Below are 21415 nucleotides of genomic sequence, written 5' to 3'. Positions count from 1 at the left end.
CGGATGAGGTTAATTATTTTTCTTTCTGATGTCTTGCCCTAATTGGAATCGGACGTTTTCATAAACGATCTTGAATACGGATCAAGTTGAGAATAGTATGTTGGCTTTCAGGTTGATATCCGATCAATTAATATGAATAAATACCATTGTATTGAACGGATCAAGTTTAGGCAGTTTACACGCAGATGTACAGTATACGTACTGGCCATTCTGCTGGCATAGTAGTACGAAGGGCATCCACTTAAGTAATCGATTTCTGATTAGGGTGCATGGGACATTAAACACATGAGTCCTGTAAAAGAGCGATCGAGAGCTCTCCACTAAACAGACCCATATTATGCCATTTTACGGGAACTAAAGTCCTTGGTATGTGACAACAGCCTCAATAAGCTATGATCTACCTAAGTACGAAAAAATCAGCAAATCATAACCCGTCTGCCGGTTTCAGGATGCGTCATGAAATAGGGGGTGAGCTTGAATACCGTTTCAATAGCATGTTTGGTAAGTACGTCATCTGGATGACCAATACCATAAATGTTCCCCTGGTCGATCAGGATTACCTTTTGAGCGTATTGCAGGGCTAGATTGATGTCGTGAACGATAACAAAGACGACCATATTATGCGACGCTAAGTCACGTACCAGCTTTAGGATTTGGTGTTGGTAATGAATATCCAGCGCCGAAATAGGTTCGTCGAGAAAAAGATACTTTACCGATTTATCCGACCGTTGACGGTACAACTGAGCAAGTACCCGAGCCAGGTGAACCTTTTGCTTCTCTCCACCCGAAAGTGAGGCAAACGCACGTGTTTTGAACGAAAACATGCCTACCGCTTCTAGACAGTCATCCGCAATTTTTTTATCCTGGCTGGTTGGGCTGAGATCAAAATACGGATAACGACCCATCATCACGACGTCTGATACACGCAAGTCGAATGGCAACGATATTAATTGCGAGAGCACCGCTTTCTGTCGGGCCAATGTAGCGAGGGGTATCGACTTCAGAAGTTGATCGCCATACCAAACTTGGCCCTGTGAGGGTGTTTCTGTTCCCGTCAATAGCTTCAGTAACGTGCTTTTCCCGGCCCCATTCGGCCCTAATACCATTGTGAACTCGCCGGGCATAAGCATCAGCGATACGTCGTCAATCAGACGATTTCCACCAATTTGAAAAGACAGATGTTCGGCTCTAAGCATAAAAACCTCCTTTTTGGAAGGACCGGGCATTGCGGACAAGCAGCCAGATAAATACGGGCGCGCCAACAAAGGCAGTAATAACACCAATAGGAAATTCGGCGGGTGCCACCAGCCGGCGCGCAATGGTATCCGCCATCGTGAGTAAAGACCCGCCCAGTAAGGCCGAAGCAATGACCAGAAATCGATTGTCCGACGTCTTTAGTAACCGAAGTACGTGCGGTACCACTAGTCCAACGAATGAAATCACACCAACCATCGCTGTTCCAACAGCTACCAGCAGCGTATTTAACAGCAACACCTGAATCTTGAGCCGGTCAATGTTATAGCCAAGATGGCGAACTTCATCTTCCCCTAGAATAAGAATGTTCAGCGCTTTGGTGAAACGAAGGGCCAGAAGAATACCAACCATCGTAACGGGTAATACAATGGCAAATTGGGTCCAGTCGGCTCCGGAAAAGGTGCCTAAATTCCAGAAGGTGATGGAACGGGCCTGCGGGTCGCGGGCAATGTATGACAGAAAACCCGTTCCACCGGCTGCCAGCGCATTGATCGCGATACCCGCCAGAATCATGGTCGCTACGTTTACTTTACCGCTCATTGATGCAATTCGGTATACCAGAAATGTCGCCAGAAAGGCAAATGTAAAGGCAACACACGGAAGCAAAAATAACCCCAGCGCGTCGGTAAAGGCCCAGTTGATGTTCTTGCCAAGCACAAAGACCAACGCGGCTCCTAAAGCTGCGCCGGAACTGGTTCCAACCAGTCCCGGCTCAACGATGGGATTACGAAATAAGGCCTGCATCAAGACCCCTGACACCGACAACCCAGCTCCAACAGTAGCACACAGCAATACGCGGGGCAACCGGATCTGCAGAAAAAGCCCCTGCGAAATCGGGTCGACAGTTGCGTTTGAGAAGCCGATGCCCTTCTGCAGGATATGTCCGATATCATCAAACGACAGGTCGACGGCACCAATCCGCAAAGCAGCCACGATGGAAATTATAAGTAGTCCCGTGAGTAGTCCGTACCACTGAGCAGGGGATAGGGAGGGTAGTTTCATTACTGATGAATTAACTTCATGAGCATCTGTACGTTTTCGCCCGTGCGCGGTCCAAGATAAATCAGGTCGTGTTCTTCGATGCGATAAATCTTCTTGTTTTTGCCCGCGGGGGTTAGGGCAATGCCCGGAAGCGTCGCTAACTTCTCGGCGTTACCCAACCGGTCGTAACCGAAATCCGTCACCAGAATAATATCGGGTTGCGCTTTGCTGATGATTTCCGGACTAAGCGGTTTCATGCCCTTCAGGGTGTCCATTACGTTTTTGCCACCTGCCAGACCGAGCATGTATGAAGCGGTTCCGGCCTTTCCGATAACCAGGTAGTTGTTGATGACCCGGCCAAAATGAATGATCGCCACTTTAGGGGTGGTTTTGTACTGCTTCACGTCTTCAGCGGCTTTGGCCAGATCAGCATCCAGCTTTGTTTTCAGACTATCGGCTTGTTTCTGAGCGCCAAACTGGGCCGCCAGTGAGTCAAACAGGGCTTTGACTTCGGGAATCGTGTGCGCGTCTGGGAATACTTTCATCGGCACACCCACTTTTTTCAACTGCTCCATCACGGCTTCCGGCGCTACATTACCATCGTGGTAAACGACCGTGGGTTTAAGGGCAATGATTCCTTCGGAATTCAGGAGACGATGGTAGCCTACTTTGGTGAGTTTCTGCGCAGCCGGTGGATACGTACTCGACAAATCAACGCCCACCAACTGATCGCCAGCCCCGAGGGCGTAAATCAATTCGGTCAGTTGCTTGGCGACACAGACTATTCGCTGTTTGGTTGTGGCTTCTGTCTGGTCTTTTTTATCAGATGTACAGGCCCCAAAGGTAAGGGTGGCGAGCGCTAGAAAAAGAGCTGTTTTAATGATTTTCATTGATTCGTAGTTGGTTTAGTATTGTACTGTGTAGAGACGCAACTATGCCGCATCGGCGGACCGGTCTCTACACAGGCTCAAAATATGTATTTCAGCATCGCTCCAGAGTAGACCGTAATCTTCGGGGATGGATTGTAGGCCAGGGGCCGGTTGTTGGTCGGGTTGGCCAGGTTCAGGAAAACCAATGAGGAATACGTACTACTCAGCATATTGTCCGAACCCACGTACACATCCAGACTGAAATGATTCCCCAATCCACTACGATAGCCCAGTTTTCCATTCACAAGCGTGTAGGCCGGGGCGAAATGGTTGTTGGGCAGGTTAATGGGCATCTTGTCGACATACATCATGGTTCCATTCAGGTAGAAGCCCGATCGGATTTCCAGATCGACACCGGCATTCAGCAGGTTTGGCGCAATACCTGACTCTTTCTTACCTGTATAATCGACCGTTCTGTTGTCGTTGTTATTGTCGCTTCTGTACTCCTTGTAGTAAAAGTCGCTGTAGGTGTACGACACGAACGGACGAACCAGGGAAACCGCCCCGGCACTCGGGCGATAGGCGTACTGAATAGCCAGTTCCAGTCCGTTGTGCTGCACTTTTCCGGCGTTGGTTGTTATCGAATACGCTGGTACGGTCGAGGTAGCCGCAAATCCCTGAGGTACGAGTTTGTCCGTTACGGCCATCGTAAAGTAAGCCACTTCGTAAGTAAGTGATTTATTCAGGAAGCTCCCTTTGCTGCCAATTTCGTAACTGGTGCCTAACTCGGGGCGAAGATTATAATTCACGACACCCGTTTGTGCGACAACGACCTGATTGGTCCCCGGCGCGGAATACCCCCGACTAACGCTGCCATATAGCGACACATTATTTGTAATCTGGTAGGCCAGTGCAGCCCTTGGCGACACGATAGGGGTGAACCGTTTATAGCCAGACACATTGACGTAAAGGGGCGTTGTTGTGGCTGCCCGCATATCGGTGATGCCATACTCGACATAATTGAGGCCTGCCCCCGCCGACACTGTCAGTTTGGGGGCTATTTGTAGGGCCGCCTGAGCAAACACACTGTACTGCATGGCCTGTACTTCCAGATCGGAACGGAGGGCGCCCAGAATACCATTAGACAGACCATACCCTTTGGCGTAGTTGAAATTCTTCAAAAACTCGCCACCAAGGCTAAGCGTTGGTCGGAGTGGACTGGCGTCGTTGCTGTAGGTGAACACGGAACGGCCACCGAATTTGAACTTGTTCGTTTTGTTTACGCCGGCCGCAAACGGCTGATCAATAACCTGTCCCCCCACGAAAATAGTTGTTTTGTTCGTGAATCGGTCGGTAAACTGGTAGCTATGGCTCAGGCCAACCCGGGCACTTTCTGTTTTGATGCTGGCATTATTGCTGACATAGGCCGGATCGGAGCTTTCCGGTTGTTCACGTATGGCTACACTGTCTATTTCTCCGGCCAGCAAGTCATACGAATTGGTATAGCCGACAAAGACTGACATCGACCGTTTGGCACTCATATAGGTGTCGCTGGTGATACTCAGAAAGTCTTTTTGTGAACCGCCATGCACCCGGAAACCATCGTATTTCTGATGGCCATAATTGATGTTCAGACTCGTATTATCAGAGCCTGTTTTGATGGATGTGTTGGTCCGAAATAAGCCATACGATCCCCCTAAAACTTGTTGACTGATACTCGTTTTGCCAATTGGCGCCCGTTCAGTATATAAATTGACGACACCACCAATGGCATTCCCATACGCACTGGATCCTGGACCTTTCAGTACTTCAACCCGGCTCAGGGTCGTAAAATCAACATCATCCAGGAACGTGGTGCCGTCGCCGTCCGTGAGTGGAATGTCGTTCAGGTAGGCTTTGTAACCAACGCCGTTGAAGTTGGTCTGGTTGCCATACCCACGAATTACGATCCGGTTTCCGGCAGCAATTGTCCGCATTTCTACTTTCACACCAGGGATCAGGTTCACGTAATTCTGAAGATGAATCCCGTTGGTTCGCTGAATATCGCGGCTGGTTACCAGCCCCACCGCTCCGGCCGTACGTTGGATCGTTTGGGGGACTGAGTAACCGGCCACGATTACTTCGTTCAGGTCAGTATTTGACGGCTCTAGCTCAATCGTCAGGCGACTCATAGTCGCTTTAACACCAACTGTAAGGGTCTGATAGCCAATCGCTGAAAATTGCAGTTGATCCCCTTCATTCGCCGACAGACTAAATTGGCCCTTATCGTCGGCTGTCGTGCCGCGCGTTGTGCCGCTAATCAGAACAGATGCTCCGGTAATGGGTTGAAAATTAGTCGGATCAACTATTCGGCCCGTTATGGTCGTCTGGGCAAAAAGTGCCGGCCCGTAGCATAGGGCCAGAAACAGCGTGAGAATGTATTTTTTATAGATAAACCTCATGAGTAGTTAAATAAAAGTAGACATAGAATCCTTCCGGAAAGGGCATACCTCTCCTGATGTCTGGAAAGCAGACAGTCGAAAACAGAGGGGTTCTATAAATTGGGCGGAGGAGAGATTACGTCTAGTTCTGGACGTGTAATCAGAAGCGAACAGTACGTGAAAACCGGCTTAAGGCCGTGCCACGTAGCCTGAGGAAGCTGGCTAGATTCGGCCAGATAAAGCAGGTCAAAAGTAGTCCGCCATTTTATCTGCTTTCGTCTACTAGTAGGCCTGGAGCTAAGTGTCTGATCGACATGGGCCGTTTCTTCATACAGCCAGGGAGCCTCTTTCTTAAGCTCAGTTTCGGCGTCATCCCGAAAGCCATACACATACAATGTATCGGAGCGAACCTCGCGGTAGAGTACATCGACCATCTGGCCCATCCACTCAAATTCGCGTTCGGTTACCAAAAAATCCGTTTGATCGGACAACTCGGCCCTCGGAACCGCGATACGTATCAGTTTATCGGAAGCGAAATACGTTTGGTGGGTGAATGCCCATTTGGCCAGAAACTCCCGGGCATAGAAATGGCCGTAAAGGCCCACAAGAGCCAATACAACCACCACCAACAGCACACGTACTATTGTCATACGCCCGATAGACATTTGCTTTGTTCGTATCCTGGGTTATTCAGAAAACCAGGATCTTAGTTTGGTCGACTCTTGCTCTGAATCGCCGGTTTTAGCGCGTTTAACGCTTTTAACTGCTCTGCCAGGCTTTTTGACAAGCTATTATACTGGTCACTTTGCTGCTTAGTCGGTTTCGAATCATCAGACTCAACGAACCCAGCCAAGGCCGTGAACTTCGTATTCAGCCGAACCGGGTGATTCGTCAAATCCTGATTAGCCTTCGCCCGAAACTGGTACAAAGCGTCTTCAATACGGAGTAGTTTATCCTTTAATTCTTTGATCGACTGATCATCGGCGGATCGTCCCGTGCTGTCCAACTGTCGTCGCATTTGCCGAATCGTCAGAACACCGTTCCGTAGTTCGTTGAGCCGCTCCCGAATTTTGATGAGCATATCGAATTGTTCTTTAAACTCGGCCGGTGTTGTCTCGATGCGTGGATCTTTAATGATTTCGAAGTTCTGGACGTATGTTTTACCGTCTACCATCAGTTGGGCTTTGTACGTACCCGGCATGGCCAGGGGCCCTCTGGCACGTCCGTGTGTCACGGAATTGGGTAGTGTAATCGGGTCCGGGTAGCGCATGTCTTCCCAAACGAACGCATTGCCGCCTGCTTCAGCGGGCAACATCGTTTCTTTTCGGGCAGGTGCTTTTGGCTGACGCATTTCCGCTAAACCGGACGAATCTTTCGGGGTCGTTGCCGAGGCAGATCGAGGTGTCGTAGTAGAAGCGTTGCTTTTGTAGGATTTAATGAGCAGTCCGCTGGCGTCAAAGAAATCGAGTGAAATCTGGCCCTTCGGCTTCTCCGGTAAATAGTAAACGACCTTAACGCCATTGGGCGGGTTTTTCCCTAATTCAGTAGGTCCATTCGGCACTGGTTTTATGGCTGGGTCCAGGCCCGCTTTAAACCGAACCGTTGGCCGGGGTTTGAACAAGTGCACGGCTGATTTTTGTACCTCATCGGTCAGTTGATGCAAAATGGTCAGGTCGTCCAGAATCCAGAACGAGCGGCCGTGAGTAGCCGCTACCAGATCGTTATCCTGAATCGCCAGATCGTGAATAGGTACCACCGGCAGGTTCAACTGAAGCGGTTGCCAGTTGGCTCCATCATTGAAGGAAACATACATGCCCTTTTCTGACCCCGCATAGAGCAGCCCCCGCCGTTTAGGGTCTTCCCGAACGACCCGAACGAAATCATCATTGGGAATTCCTTGTGTAATTTTAGTCCAGGTTTTGCCGTAATCGCTGGTCTTGTAAACGTATGGTTGAAAGTCATCCTGCTTGTACTTCAAGGCGGCTACGTAAGCCGTCGCCGGGTCATGCGGTGAGGGATCGATGATGCTGATCCGGGCAAACGCCGGCATGTCTTTCGGTGTAACATTTTTCCAGGTTTTGCCATTGTCCTGCGACAATTGTACGTACCCATCATCCGATCCTGACCACAAAATACCCGCTTTTTTAGGCGATTCGGCCAGCGCGAAAATAGTGCCATACCACTCTACACCTGTATTGTCCCGTTTGATAGGCCCCCAATCTTTCCCAATCGATTGGTCATCCAGCGTCGGTGTTTTTTCGAGCGTGGCCGGGTCGGACCGGGACAAATTGGGGCTGATCACCTGCCAGCTTGCTCCCTGATCGGTTGAACGATGAACGTACTGCGAGGTAGCATACAGTACTTTTGGATTATGGGGCGACACCATAACGGGGTACGTCCACTGAAAGCGATAAGCCAGATCCGCTGATCCGTAGCCGTACATGTCATCCGGAATGACCGATACATCCTTGAGCTGGCTGGTCTTCTGATTCAGGCGGGTAAGCCAATGGTGATTAGCGGCAAAAATCATCGACGGATCATTTTTGTCGAAAGCGATATAACCCGATTCGCCCCCGCCTACGTCGTAATTTTCGTTGGGATAAATAGCCCCGTAATCCGAGCGGCTGGGAACGGAAATGGTTGAATTATCCTGTTGTGCGCCATAAACCCGATACGGAAACTTATTATCGGTAATGACGTGGTACATCTGGGCCGTTGGCTGATTGTAGATCGTCGACCACGAGTTTCCACCATCGAACGTAACGGTTCCCCCTCCATCGTTGGCCTGCACCATCCGTTTGGTATCGTTTGGATCAATCCAGAGCTGGTGGTTATCGCCGTGCGGAGGGTCGACTTTTTTGTACGTTTTCCCCCCGTCGCCCGATTTCCACATGTCAATGTTAAGCACCCATAGTGTTTCAGGGTCTTTGGGGTCGGCCGCGAGGTGATGGTAATACCAGGGCCGTTGGAACAGGTCGGCAAACTGACTGACTACCTGCCACGTAGCCCCTGCATCATCGGTTCGGTAGACGCCCGTCTGTTCATTTTCGGCTTCGATAATTGCCCAGATGCGGTTGGGTTTCGACGGAGAAAGTGCTAAACCAATACGGCCCCGGTTGGTGCCCGTCGGTAACCCCTTATTACGGGTAATGTCGGTCCAGGTAGTGCCGCCATCCGTCGATTTGTGGATGCCCGCACCCGGTCCTGCGCTACGTACGCCCCAAGGAAACCGGCGGAATTCAAACGTAGACGCATAAATGGTTTTGGGGTTTGCCGGATCGATTGTCAGGTCGATAGCACCGACGTTCGGATTCTTGTACAAGACTTTTTGCCAGCTTTTGCCACCATCCTGTGTGCGGAAGACACCCCGTTCATCGTTCGGTCCAAAGGCGTGTCCCAGTGCAGCTACGTAAACGATGTCGGGATTCGTCGGATCGATAATAACCGAGCCAATGTGATACGTATCGCTCAGCCCAATATGGGTCCAGGTCTTGCCCGCATCCGTCGATTTATACATGCCATCGCCGTGGGCCAGATTGCCCCGCAGCGTGTGTTCACCCATCCCAACGTACATGATATTGGGATTTGACTTGGCCAGCGCGATGGCACCCACGGAACCCGTTTTGCAAAAACCATCCGATATGTTCTGCCAGGTAATGCCCCCGTTTTCGGTTTTCCAGACGCCCCCGCCGGTTGTGCCCATGTAAAACACCAGCCGTTCGGTAGGATGACCCGCGACAGCTACCGAACGCCCTCCGCGAAAAGGGCCGATGTTCCGCCATTGCATGGCTTTCATGACCGAAACATTGACTGGCGTTGGCGACGGAGCTGTTTTAACGGGTGTAGACTGTGCCGTCGCCTGGAAATGGCTCAACGTGAGGGTTAGGCCAGCTAGGTGAAACAACCGGCAAAACGGATTCTTTAGGCTAACGAAGACCTTGTCGATCAGGATAGTAAGCGGGCTAATTATGGGCATGACGTACGTTGATGAACTAGTTTGGCAATGGATTACATGCCAATTTTGGCCGTTTTTGTAAGCTTATCCAACTCAGTCAATTGCCTGGTCAGATCATTCGTTAACTCCTCGTATACTTTGTAGGAACCATCCGTTGGTTTAGCATCCCCATTTTCTATGCTGCGCCAGAGAGCCGCCAGCCGGTTATTCAGTTTGATCGGGAAGTTCAACGGATCCTGCCCGCTCTGATTCCGGATCTGATACAGATTTTCTTCGATGATGCTCAGTTGGTCCTTCAGTTTCTTGCTGGCTGGATTTTCGGGTTGCTTCGCCAGTTTTTCCTTCATGGCCCGAATCTGAATGACCGCGTCGTTGGCTTTACTGGTCTCATCTCTCAGTTTCATGGCCATCTTAAACTGCTCCTGCACGTCAGCCGTCGTAACGCCCTTCAGCCGGGGATCGAGTCGGATCTCAAATGGCTGCGTAAAGGACTGGTCACCCACCGTAAGGCGAACCTGATATTGACCGGGTAAGGCCAACGGACCGGATGTTGGACGTGCTCCCCACATAATCATGCCTTTAAAATACGTGGCACCGGGATAGCGAAGATCCCATTCGTAGCGGTTCAGCCCGGCAGCCGTTGTGGGTAGCTTGACCCGAGGCTTGCCCGGTTCATCATCATCGTCGTCCTCCCCAATTTTTGGGTTTGTTGGCTTATTGCCGGTAAACGTTTGTATTACGGTTCCGGCTGCATCCAGTATTTCGACTTTCACACTGTCGGCCTGTTTCGCCAGATAATACTGGAAAACAGCCGGTTGTACCCGTCGAACGGCATAGTAGGGCTTGAATAGGTGGACGCTTTTCTTGGCCAACTCGGGCGTAAATTCCCGAACAGGGGCGATGTCGTCCAGTACGTAGATCGATCGGCCATGCGTACCGACCACCACGTCCTTTTCCGTTACCTGTATGTCTGCGATCTGAGTATCGGGCAGCTTTAATTGCAGCGGTTGCCAGGTTTCACCATCCGTAAAGGATACCCAAATACCATGTTCCATGCCCGCGTAGAGCAGGCCGGGGCGGGTAATATCTTCCCGAATCGAATGCGCATAATCGTCTGATCGCAGGCCCGTAATGATCTTTTTCCAGGTTTTGCCGTAATCATTCGTTTTATAGATGTAGGGCGCCCGGTCGTCCATCTGGTACCGTTTAGCCGCTACATAGGCTGTGCCGGGTTTGTGCCGTGAGGCTTCAATAATGCTCACGCGGGTGTGTTTGGGCAAATCCGGTGGCGTGATGTTCTGCCAGGTTTTTCCATGGTCGCGGGTGATGTGGATGAGTCCATCATCGGAACCAGCCCAAATCGTATTGACGTCGTGGTAGGAGGGAGCCAGGGCAAAAACGGTCGCGTAGATTTCGGGGCCATTCATATCCATGGTGATAACGCCACCGCTTTTTCCAAGCGTCGTGGTATCGGCAAGGGTTAGGTCTGGACTTATTTTTGCCCAGCTCTGACCTTCATTGGTCGATACCCAAACGTGTTGAGAACAAACGTACAACCGGTTTGGGTCTTTGGGCGAGAACACAATGGGGTACGTCCACTGCCATCGTTCGGGTAGCGCACTGGCCGGTTCACCCGAGAAGAAACGAGGATACACCTGTACGTCCCGATTTTGACCTGTCGAACGGTCATAGCGCGTGAGCAGGGCTCCCTGGCTACCAGCATAAAAAATGTCGGGATTCTTCGGGTCTTGGGCAATGTAGCCGCTTTCGCCCCCGCCAACTTCATATCCCCATTCGCTTTTCTTGATGCTGTTGCTTTTTACTAACCGATTCGTCCAGTCCTCACTGGCCACCGCAACCGTTGTGTTATCCTGTTGGGCACCGGCAATGTGATAGGGAAAATCGCTGGTGGTTGTAATGTGATATAACTGTGCTGTCGGGAAGTTTTCGTCGGTCCAGGTTTTGCCACTGTTGACTGACACCGCTCCACCGCCATCATTTGATGTAATCATACGGGTTGAGTCAGCCGGGTCTATCCATAGATCGTGGTTATCCCCATGAGGAACGGTAATGGTTTTGTTAAATTTCACCCCGCCATCTGTTGATTTGTAGAACCCAACGTTCAGGCAATACACGCCATTTTTGTCGAGCGGATCGGCATAAATTCGGGAATAATAAAAAGCCCGCTGGCGTAGTTTTCGTTCGTCATTGACATGCTTCCAGGTCATGCCGGCATCATCGGATCGGTAGACGCCCCCGTCTTCGGCTTCGACAATGGCCCAGACGCGGTTTGGATCAACCGGCGAAACGGTCACGCCAATTTTACCTACCGTCCCTTTGGGCATGCCGGGTTTGCGGGTTAGTTCGGTCCAGGTGTCGCCCCCATTCGTGGATTTAAACAGGCCTGATGCACCACCTCCGCCCCACATTTTCCAGGGTTTTCGATAGACCTCCCAGATGGAGGCATAGAGGACGTTTGGGTTTTTTCGGTCGATGATAATATCAACACCCCCCGCCTTGTCACTTTTATAAAGCACCTTTTTCCAGCTCTTACCCCCATCGGTCGTTCGGAAAATTCCCCGTTCTTCGTTCGGCCCATAAGGATGGCCCAGAGCCGCTACATAGACAATATCCGGGTTTGTCGGGTGGATACGCACACGGGCAATTGCCTGGGTATTTTTCAGGCCGATGTTGGTCCATGTTTTCCCGGCGTTTGTTGTTTTGTAGACCCCATCGCCCTGCATGATGTTTCCCCGAAGCTGCGTTTCGCCAGTCCCGATATAAACGATGTCCGGGTTGGATTCGGCCACCGCCACAGCGCCCACCGATGAACTAGTTATCTGCCCGTCCGTGACGGGTCCCCAGCTTTGGCCGCCATCCGTCGTTTTCCATAACCCTCCGCCTACGGCACCAAAATAATACTCCAATTTACGACTCGGCGAACCAGCGGCTCCCAGCGATCGCCCGCCCCGAGTGGGGCCAATGTTGCGCCAGGACATTCCCTTGAATACAAGATTGCTTGCTGTATCGACAACCGTCTTTTGCTGAGCCAAAAGCGGGCTACTGGCGAGTGCGCTGCCAATGACAGTGAAGATAATAAGGAACAAATACTTCATTAGTAGAAGGTTATTATGACAATGCGTTGATTCTTTTGTGCCTTTGGCAGAATGAGCCTGTCGGGTGACGGATGCGTATAGATCAAGTAGGGTATACTGAGCAAACTTAGGGAAGTCCAAACTAAATACAGTACGAATGCGTAAAGAAATATATTCTGATTTTTTGAAATATGCCAAATTTTAATTTAAACTAATTCTCGCTTATTGGTAATTTGAGTTATAGGAAGACATCTAAGGGAAATAATATATTGAATGTAAGGATTTTTTTAGAGTAAATTTGGCAACTGCCAGGACCCGTTTAAGTTAGCCCTGCTAAGTCAGTCAATTCTGTTTCATTGGTCTGTTGACGGTTCAACCCCCTAACAACGGTCTATCTATCGTTACTTTTCTTTTCTTTCTATGTTTTCGCTTTCCGACAAAACCGTTTATAGCCTGCACCGAATTTCGGGTTTGGTAGGTGGCCTATTCATTCTGATCATTACCATTACCGGTTCAATCCTAGTCATTGATAAACAGGTCGATAACTTGCTGAACCCGAATCTGACTAAGGTTAATCCTGTCGGCAATCGCCTGTCGTACGACCAGTTGCTGGCAAAGGTGCATCAGCAGTATCCCACCGCTCAACTGCTCAATCTTCAGATAGCCGGCATGGATAAAACAAGTGCTACCCGAGTTGATTTGATCGATCAGGGCATTTGGCAATGGGTTGTGTTGAATCCATACACGGGGGCTACGGTCGGTGCGCGCAATGCGGATGCCACACTGGTCCGACGGGTGCGGGAACTGCACGAAAATTTATTGCTGGAACCTGTGGGTGGTTTCGTCATGGGGCTGGCTGGCATTTGTTTGCTGGGTTCAGCTCTGACGGGAACCTGGTATTACCGGCGGTCGCTGCTCAGCGTTTTCAAAATCGGCGTTCGATGGAATAAATCAGCCCGTATCGTGTACGCCGACATTCATAAATGGCTGGGTGTTGTCGCCCTGCTTTTTATGCTGATGATGAGCGCAACGGGTATTTTTTTTCACTGGGAGCAAATCGAGCGGAAATTTGGTGACAGTGCCAAACCACCACAAACCCAATCAACGCTGGTCAAGCCAGCCAGATTTGCGGTCGATGCTTCCTTGGCTGCTGCCAGGGCTTCCATCGCCGGTTTTGAGCCCGAGCAGATTGACTTTCCCAAATCCGGCGACACGACGTTAGTCATTCGCGGGAATATGCCGGGTAGTATCCGCTTGCTCGGCAAGTACAACGTTTCGGCTACGATGAATGCTCGAACGGGTCAATATGTGAGCGGCTTCAATGCGCGGGACGCCGATCTGGAATACATTGCCGAACACATTTTCGAGGAACTGCACTTTGGCCGTTATGGTGGCTGGCTATCTCAGATTGTCTATATTCTTCTGGCTCTGGCGACAGCCATTGTTACAATTACAGGTCTGCTTATCTGGCTTGTAAAGCGGAACTGACCGCCCCTTTAAAGAGAAAAACACAGGCATAAATACGATCACTAGAAAGCGATCCTTCATACTGACCAAATGTCGGTATAGAGGATCGCTTTCTAGTGATCGTATTTGTTTGCGGGTGGGCTAGCACAGGCTAGGTGTTTCAACAAAATCTTGCGCTAAGTCAGCCGCATTTAACCCATAAAAGTCTATTACGGAATAATTGCCGGTATATGTTGCTCCGTTACCAGCCGATTAAACTGCGGCACATCTCGGTCGATAACCTCTTTCAATTGGCCAATCGATGTATTGACCTGCTTTTCCAGCGTTTCATAGACGACATAAGACGATTTGGTTGGCTTCGTATCAGCAGAGGACACCACCGAGCTAACACCCGACATTTTGTCGTTCAACCGAATCGGATACGCCAACGCATCCTGACCTGCTTTCGACTTAGGCTGCATCATGGTCGATTCCAGCTTATCCAGCTTGTCCAGGATAGGCTGTGTTACCTTCTTAAACTTAGCGATTGTGGTCGAGTCCTTGACCTCTTTCATGTAGCTATTGATCTGGTTCCGAATCTGGCGCAATTGATTGATCGACTTGTGCGTCTCCGACAGCTTATTGTTGATCTTCATCAATAAATCGAATTGTTCCTTATAATCAGCGTCGGTCAGTTTCAGGCGCGGATCTTTCAGAATTTCAACTGGCTGTTCAGCCACTAGCGAGTCGCCCAGCAACAGCCGAACTTTATATTTACCTGGCACGGCTTTCGCGCCAATGCCCCGACCCGTCCACATAACGTTGATGCCATCGACGGCCGTTACATCCGGGTAGCGCATGTCCCACACAAAGGCGTTCATGCCTGCCACCGCCGGAGCCGTTCCGGGGCGCGTCGTAGTCGGATCGTTGTAAAATTCTTTTGCAATTTTCAGGGGTTGCCCTTTTTTGTCTTTCGTGCTCGAATACGTAATGATTGTGTCGTTCGTGCTGGTCATGAACAGCAATTTCAATTCTTTCGTCGGTGCCTTTTTTAGGTAATACCGAACGATGACGCCATTCGGTGCATTTTCGCCCTCGTCCAGAATTGGGCCGCCCCGACCACCACCAGCCCCACCTTCCATGCGATAAGCCGGGCGGGGTTTATACAAGTGCGCCGTCTTTTTAAGTAAGGCGGGCTGCTGATCAGCGATTTCGTGCAACGGCGTTACGTCATCCATAATCCAGAACGAGCGTCCGTGCGTAGCAATGACCAGATCTTTATCACGTTTATGAATCTGCAAATCGCGGACTGGCGTAACGGGTAAATTCAAACTCAGCTTCTGCCAGGAGGCTCCGTCGTTGAAGGAAACGTAAATACCGCGTTCGGTACCGGCATATAATAAGCCAGCTTTGTTAGGATCTTCGCGCACGACGTGACAATAGTCATCGGCCGGAATACCCGCTGAAATTGATGTCCAGGTTTTGCCGTAGTCTGTCGTTTTAAACATATAAGGCTTGCGGTCGCCCGACATGTAGCGTTTGGCCGCCAGATATGCCTTACCCTTCACGTGATCAGATGGGTGTACCATACTCATGATGGCCCATTCCGGCAGCATGGACGTCGGGGGCGTAATTTTCTGCCAGCTTTTGGCTCCATCACGGCTAATATGCATCAGTCCATCGTCAGAACCCGCCCAGAATATGTCTTTCTCCACCGGTGATTCGGCGAAGGTAAATATGGTTGGAAACGTCTCGGCACCCGTATTGTCTTTCGTGATCGGGCCACCCGTATCACCCTGCGTTTTGGGGTCGTTGCGGGTTAAGTCGGGGCTGAGGTCCTCCCACGAATGCCCGTAATCCATACTCCGGTGCACATACTGCGACGTAACGTAGAGTGCTTTGCTGTCGTGCGGAGAAAATACAATAGGAAACGTCCACTGAAAGCGATACTTCCGATCGGATGAAGGCGCCCCCATGCTGTAATCAGGATATACATTAATCCGTTGATTCTGGTCTGTATCCTTGTCGTAGCGGGTAATCAGCCCATCGTAGCTACCGCCAAACGTAATTTGTGAGTTGTTGGGGTCTGGTGTAATATAACCCGATTCACCACCCGCCACGGTATACCAGGCACTTGGCCCGATTGAGAAATCCGTTGTCCGGCTGGCAATGCGAATTGCTGAGTTATCCTGCTGAGCGCCATATAAATTATACGGGAAATCATTATCGAGCGAGACGTGGTAAAACTGCGACGTCGGAATGTCGATATTCGAGAACGTAGCCCCACCATTGTAGGTCACTTCTGCGCCACCATCATCGGCAATAATGAAGTTCTGGGCATTTTTGGGGTTCCACCAGATATCGTGCGTATCGCCGTGGTGAACCTCTATGCTCTTGAACGTTTTGCCTCCGTCAAATGACTTCAGCGCATTCACGTTCAGGATAATAAGTCCATTTTCGTTCTGCGGATCGGCGGCCAGCATCATGTAATACCAGGGGCGCTGCCACAGGTTTTTGTCTTCGTTGATCAACTGCCAGTTCTCGCCCGCATCGTCGGAGCGATACAAACCGCCTTTTGCATTTTCAATCATGGCATACAGGCGATTGGAGTTAACCGGCGAAACCGTAATACCGATTTTGCCTAGCAGTCCTTTTGGCATACCTGGCTTATCATGCAGGCTGATCCACGTGTCGCCCCCGTCGGTTGATTTATACAAGCCACCGCCTGTTCCACCACTGCTCATCATATAGCTGTTGCGGTACGCTTTCCACATAGATGCGTATAGAATCGACGGGTTATTAGGGTCAAGTTCAATGCAGGCCGCGCCTATACTGTCACCTTTGGCAAGAATTTGTTTCCAGGTTTTGCCCCCGTCGATAGTCCGGAAAACACCCCGTTCCTTGTTCGGCGCAAATGGGTTTCCCAGCGCCCCCACGTAAGCGATATCAGGATTTTTAGGATGAATTTCGATATTACTTACGGCATCGGCCAGTTTCAGCCCCACGTGTTTCCAGGTTTTTCCGGCGTCCGTCGACTTGTAAATACCATCTCCGTTGGCGATGTTGCTACGGATATCCGGTTCGCCCATACCTACATAAATGATGTTTGGATCAGACTGGGCAACGGCAATAGCGCCCACCGAACTGGACTTAAACGTACTGTCGGAAATGCTGTTCCAGTTGGCCCCGCCGTCGGTAGTTTTCCAGACGCCACCACCTGTTGCGCCAAAGTAATACGTAAGTGGCTGGTCGGAATGCCCCGCTGCCGCTAGCGAACGTCCACCTCGAAACGGCCCGATGTTCCGCCATTTCAACCCATTAAAGAGACTGTCGGAGGATGGCTGAGCAGGCGCAGCCGTCGATTTGGGTTTTCGTTGAGCCACTGCAGGGTCGGTAAGCAGCAGGGCCGCTACCATAGCTCCGGCAAGGGAAGTAAAGTAATGAGACATAGAGATTGGGTTAAGTGATTTCCCCACTGCAGGGCAGGGGGCTTGATTAGCAATTGAATTTTCTGATACCTGGAGTACTAGAGGACTTCCTTTTGAGGGATTTTTAGGGAGAGTTCATGTACAGGTCTGCGTAGGTTGGCTTATAGTACAAGAAAAGTAAAGGGTATTTCTATTGGCAAGCATACCAAGCTCAGCCGTATCGCCGTAGTTACAGAATTTCTGCCGTCGCTGGTATAACCGTATGTCTAACAAATCGTGCATAGAGCACACAAGCCAGAATTAAATAGGCGAAACATCATGACGGACATCTCCTGCCTGGAAACGGTTATTATACTTTTTGGGAAATGGACTCGAAAAGTTTGCTTATACCAATGCGTTACGCTGTATCTTCTGCAAACCCGGTTCAAATATTCATTACTATTTTCAGTAAATCCAATTTTAATTATAATTTAATGTAATATTGAAAATATTGGATGGTTAAAATAATATAAATTAAAAAAATAGTTCTAAAATAGTTTTAGCTATTTATTTCCGTAAGATTGTTTAAGACTGTTATTAACGATATGGTCAGCGAAGAATACAATCAATATTTCTAAAAAAAGCTAAACTATTTCATAGGGTAATATTTGCGTTGCCTATGGCGAATCCCTACATTAGCAAGCGAAAATCTTTTGCAATCCCGCATTTAGCAAAATACTATTTTGCAAACGCATAAAATAGTATTTTCTCCTTTTATACCTATTCTTATCCAAGAATACGGCGATATGGTGTCGTGCTACTCTCGATGCCAGTTGTTACTAATATGCATATCCTTTTTTAGACAAATTCCAAACTGTGATTAGTAGAGGCTGGAATTTGCCGCCCCATATTACCCAGTTTTAATCTATTTTTAATATAAAACCCGCCTTATGGCAGCCGTCTACATTATGAGACAAACATCTCTACTCATCTTTCTCTTGTGCCTGTCGACAATGTCCCTGTTTGGCCAGGCGCGCACGCTTACCGGCAACGTAACCAATAGCGAAGACGGTACTGATCTGCCGGGCGTAAACGTGATTTTGAAAGGAACAAGTACGGGGGTAACTACCGATGCCAACGGGGCGTTTAAGCTGTCGGTACCTGATCAGGGCGGAACATTGCTCTTCTCATCGATCGGATTTCAGGCGCAGGAAGTATTGATTGGCAACCAAAGCAAAATCACCATCAAGCTGTTGCCTGACACCAAACAACTGTCCGAAGTGGTCATCACGGGCTATGGTACTCAAGCCCAGAAAACGCTGACGGGTTCTATTGCCTCCGTAAGTGGCAAATCCATTGAAAATATCCCAGCTCCTAGTAGCGATCAACTCCTGCAAGGGCGGGCAGCCGGTGTTCAGGTGAGTGCTAACTCCGGTACACCGGGTGGTGGTATGCAGGTACGCGTACGCGGAACAACCTCCATCAACGGCTCCAGCGACCCGTTATACGTAGTAGATGGCATCCCGATTCAGTCGAACAACCTGTCTGGTATTGGTTTGGGTGGTAGTACGACCAATCCGATCGCGGATATCAATCCGGCCGATATTGCTTCCATGGAAATTCTTAAGGATGCTTCGGCAACGGCTATTTATGGAGCACGGGCAGCCAACGGGGTCGTGCTGATCACAACCAAACGGGGGGCTAACAAAAAAGCGAAGATCAGTTTTGGTACGTATCAGGGCACGCAACAATTATGGCGTAAACCCGCTGTTGTCAACGGCACTACGTTCGAAACGCTCATCAACGAAGCGAATGTAAACAACGGGCAGAAACCCACCTATGCGAATCCAGCCGGTACGACAAACAGCAACTGGAGTGACCGTATCTTTCAGGATGGCGCAATCCGCAATTATGATTTGTCAATAGCGGGCGGCAGCGAGAAAGTGCAGTACCTGGTATCGGCAAATAATTTTCTTCAGGAAGCAGTCATAAAAGGTTCGGACTTCAAACGAACCAGTGGACGCGTCAATCTTGATTTTACACCGATCGACAAAGTCAAGGTAGGAACGAGCGTCCTGTTTGCCCGAAGCAGGCGCAATCTAATTCGGAGCGACGATAACATTTCCGGCGCGCTGTCGGGTGCGTTTTTCCTACCACCAAATCTGCCTTTCTACCAGGCCGACGGCTCGTATACCAAGTTTGGTACCTTCGAGAACCCCATTGCCGCCGTTGAGAACAACAATATCAAGATGAATACAAATCGGTTTCTGGCCAATGTATACGCGCAATATGATATTCTCCCCGGTCTGAATTTACGCAGCACCTTTAGTCTTGATTATTCGAATATTCAGGAAGATCTATACGACAATACGTTTCTGAATAACGGCGCATCCCGGAACGGGTTCGGCCAATCGCTTAACTCGCGGGACAACAATTGGATTCAGGAGAACGTCCTGACGTATCAGCGCTCGTTTGGCGATCATTCCATCAATGCACTGGTTGGTACGTCAATGCAGGAATCGACATTTGATCGTACTACGGCCACTGGCGAGCAGTTTCCAAGCAATGACTTCACCCGGATTATATCGGCGGCTGTGCAACGGGGTACATCCGAAGGTACCAGTTGGGGGATTTCTTCACTGTTTGGACGTATCGTTTACGATTATAAAAGCCGGTATTTGGCAACGGTCAATGTCCGGCGCGATGGCTCGTCCCGCTTTGGCCGCGACAACCGCTGGGGTACGTTCCCGTCGGTGGCTCTGGGCTGGTTACTCTCCGAAGAGTCATTCATGAAAGGTATATCGTTCGTGAATATCCTTAAAATTCGGGGGAGCTACGGGCTGACGGGCAACCAGAGTGGTATCACCAACTTCCAGTCAATTGGCTTGTGGGGTGGTAATCTGGACGATCTGGGTGCGCCGTCTGGTTCATCGGCTTACGTTGATCTGCCGGGCATAGCACCCATTCAGTTGGCCAACCAGGATCTGAAATGGGAAACAACGACCCAGACCAACGTTGGTTTAGACTTGGGTATCGTTAAGAACCGGGTGAAAATTACCGCCGATTACTACGTTAAAAATACCACCGATCTGTTGCTGGCTGTTCCGGTCCCGCGCACGTCCGGATTTAATACGTTGGTGCAGAATTACGGTGCCGTTCAAAACAAAGGGGTTGAACTGGGTATCAACGCCGATATCTTAAAAGGCGACGACCAGAAAATTGGCTGGAATGTCAACTTCAACATTGCCACCAACACGAATAAACTAACCAAACTGGCAGCCCCGTTTACGGTTTATAACCGGGACATCTACCGCTACGAGGAAGGCTATTCGATGTACTCGTTCTATCTGCACGAGCAACTAGGGGTAAATCCGGAAACGGGTGCACCCATCTGGACCGATGTAAACGGCGATGGCAAATTTGACGCGAACGTTGACCGAAAAATTGTGGGCAATGCCAATCCGAAATTCTTCGGCGGCATCACGAACACGTTGAATTTCAAAGGTTTCGATCTGATGTTTTTCTTTCAGTATTCGTCAGGCAACAAGCAATTGCACTGGAACCGATTCTTCGGTGAACACGGCGGAACACGGAACACAAACTTTATGACCAGCCAGCTCGATCGCTGGCAGAAATCGGGCGATCAGACAATGATCCCTAAAATGAGCGCTGAAAACTACGCGGGCAACCTCCGGCCGTCGCGGTTTCTGGAAGATGGTTCATACATGCGGTTGAAGAATATTTCGCTCGGCTATACGCTGCCTAAACCACTGTTGGATAAACTCCACCTGTCAAATTTGCGCATTTACGTGTCGGGTCAGAACGTGCTCACGTTCACCAAATACACCGGCCTTGACCCAGAAATGACCGGTACCGCATCGACCAATCTGACCCAGGGTATTGAGTTCTTTACGATGCCACAGCCCAGGGTGTATATGGCCGGACTCAATGTTAGTTTCTAACGCCAGCTAACACTTTCTTTCATGAA

General features: G+C 49.9%; 10 protein-coding genes. 2 read left to right on the top strand and 8 right to left on the bottom strand.

What is annotated here, in order from left to right; genetic code table 11:
* Window positions 1-416 precede the first annotated feature (416 nt).
* From ACYU8Y_RS21430 to ACYU8Y_RS21400, 7 genes are all read right to left on the bottom strand, one after another.
* The gene (locus tag ACYU8Y_RS21430) at window positions 417-1196 is read right to left on the bottom strand and encodes a heme ABC transporter ATP-binding protein (RefSeq protein WP_460940146.1); all 780 of its coding nucleotides are present in this window, start codon (window positions 1194-1196) and stop codon (window positions 417-419) included.
* A complete protein-coding gene (locus ACYU8Y_RS21425) occupies window positions 1189-2256 on the bottom strand; it encodes a FecCD family ABC transporter permease (protein WP_460940145.1) in 1068 nt (355 codons plus the stop codon). Before ACYU8Y_RS21425 ends, ACYU8Y_RS21430 begins: the two co-directional genes overlap by 8 nt.
* Window positions 2256-3125, bottom strand: coding sequence for a heme/hemin ABC transporter substrate-binding protein (locus tag ACYU8Y_RS21420; protein WP_460940144.1), 870 nt, complete (start codon window positions 3123-3125; stop codon window positions 2256-2258). Before ACYU8Y_RS21420 ends, ACYU8Y_RS21425 begins: the two co-directional genes overlap by 1 nt.
* A 77-nt stretch (window positions 3126-3202) precedes the next feature.
* On the bottom strand, window positions 3203-5545 hold the full coding sequence (locus ACYU8Y_RS21415) for a TonB-dependent receptor (protein WP_460940143.1): 2343 nt from the start codon (window positions 5543-5545) through the stop codon (window positions 3203-3205).
* Between the two features lie 92 nt (window positions 5546-5637).
* Window positions 5638-6174, bottom strand: coding sequence for a hypothetical protein (locus ACYU8Y_RS21410; RefSeq protein WP_460940142.1), 537 nt, complete (start codon window positions 6172-6174; stop codon window positions 5638-5640).
* A gap of 56 nt (window positions 6175-6230) precedes the next feature.
* Window positions 6231-9500: a WD40/YVTN/BNR-like repeat-containing protein gene (locus ACYU8Y_RS21405; RefSeq protein ID WP_460940141.1), complete on the bottom strand. Its 3270-nt coding sequence runs from the start codon at window positions 9498-9500 to the stop codon at window positions 6231-6233.
* Between the two features lie 32 nt (window positions 9501-9532).
* A complete protein-coding gene (locus ACYU8Y_RS21400; protein WP_460940140.1) occupies window positions 9533-12595 on the bottom strand; it encodes a VPS10 domain-containing protein in 3063 nt (1020 codons plus the stop codon).
* A gap of 399 nt (window positions 12596-12994) precedes the next feature.
* Between ACYU8Y_RS21400 and ACYU8Y_RS21395 the strand changes: the two genes are divergently transcribed.
* The gene (locus ACYU8Y_RS21395) at window positions 12995-14062 is read left to right on the top strand and encodes a PepSY-associated TM helix domain-containing protein (RefSeq protein WP_460940139.1); all 1068 of its coding nucleotides are present in this window, start codon (window positions 12995-12997) and stop codon (window positions 14060-14062) included.
* Between the two features lie 188 nt (window positions 14063-14250).
* Here the strand turns inward: ACYU8Y_RS21395 and ACYU8Y_RS21390 are convergent, their stop codons facing one another.
* Window positions 14251-17469 (bottom strand): WD40/YVTN/BNR-like repeat-containing protein, encoded by a 3219-nt coding sequence (locus tag ACYU8Y_RS21390; RefSeq protein WP_460940138.1) that lies wholly within the window; start codon window positions 17467-17469, stop codon window positions 14251-14253.
* Window positions 17470-18395: 926 nt separating this feature from the next.
* Between ACYU8Y_RS21390 and ACYU8Y_RS21385 the strand changes: the two genes are divergently transcribed.
* A complete protein-coding gene (locus tag ACYU8Y_RS21385) occupies window positions 18396-21389 on the top strand; it encodes a SusC/RagA family TonB-linked outer membrane protein (protein WP_460940137.1) in 2994 nt (997 codons plus the stop codon).
* Window positions 21390-21415: the final 26 nt, after the last annotated feature.

The sequence above is a fragment of the Spirosoma humi genome, from assembly GCF_054776575.1.
The sequence above is the reverse complement of the archived record's forward strand: the minus strand, read 5'-3'. Positions and strand labels throughout refer to the sequence as shown.

What these genes read in the sequence shown, in the direction of transcription:
- ACYU8Y_RS21430 (WP_460940146.1), bottom strand. Translation starts at nt 1,196, where the DNA reads ATGCTTAGAGCCGAACATCTGTCTTTTCAAATTGGTGGAAATCGTCTG.
- ACYU8Y_RS21425 (WP_460940145.1), bottom strand. Translation starts at nt 2,256, where the DNA reads ATGAAACTACCCTCCCTATCCCCTGCTCAGTGGTACGGACTACTCACG.
- ACYU8Y_RS21420 (WP_460940144.1), bottom strand. Translation starts at nt 3,125, where the DNA reads ATGAAAATCATTAAAACAGCTCTTTTTCTAGCGCTCGCCACCCTTACC.
- ACYU8Y_RS21415 (WP_460940143.1), bottom strand. Translation starts at nt 5,545, where the DNA reads ATGAGGTTTATCTATAAAAAATACATTCTCACGCTGTTTCTGGCCCTA.
- ACYU8Y_RS21410 (WP_460940142.1), bottom strand. Translation starts at nt 6,174, where the DNA reads ATGACAATAGTACGTGTGCTGTTGGTGGTGGTTGTATTGGCTCTTGTG.
- ACYU8Y_RS21405 (WP_460940141.1), bottom strand. Translation starts at nt 9,500, where the DNA reads ATGCCCATAATTAGCCCGCTTACTATCCTGATCGACAAGGTCTTCGTT.
- ACYU8Y_RS21400 (WP_460940140.1), bottom strand. Translation starts at nt 12,595, where the DNA reads ATGAAGTATTTGTTCCTTATTATCTTCACTGTCATTGGCAGCGCACTC.
- ACYU8Y_RS21395 (WP_460940139.1), top strand. Translation starts at nt 12,995, where the DNA reads ATGTTTTCGCTTTCCGACAAAACCGTTTATAGCCTGCACCGAATTTCG.
- ACYU8Y_RS21390 (WP_460940138.1), bottom strand. Translation starts at nt 17,469, where the DNA reads ATGTCTCATTACTTTACTTCCCTTGCCGGAGCTATGGTAGCGGCCCTG.
- ACYU8Y_RS21385 (WP_460940137.1), top strand. Translation starts at nt 18,396, where the DNA reads ATGAGACAAACATCTCTACTCATCTTTCTCTTGTGCCTGTCGACAATG.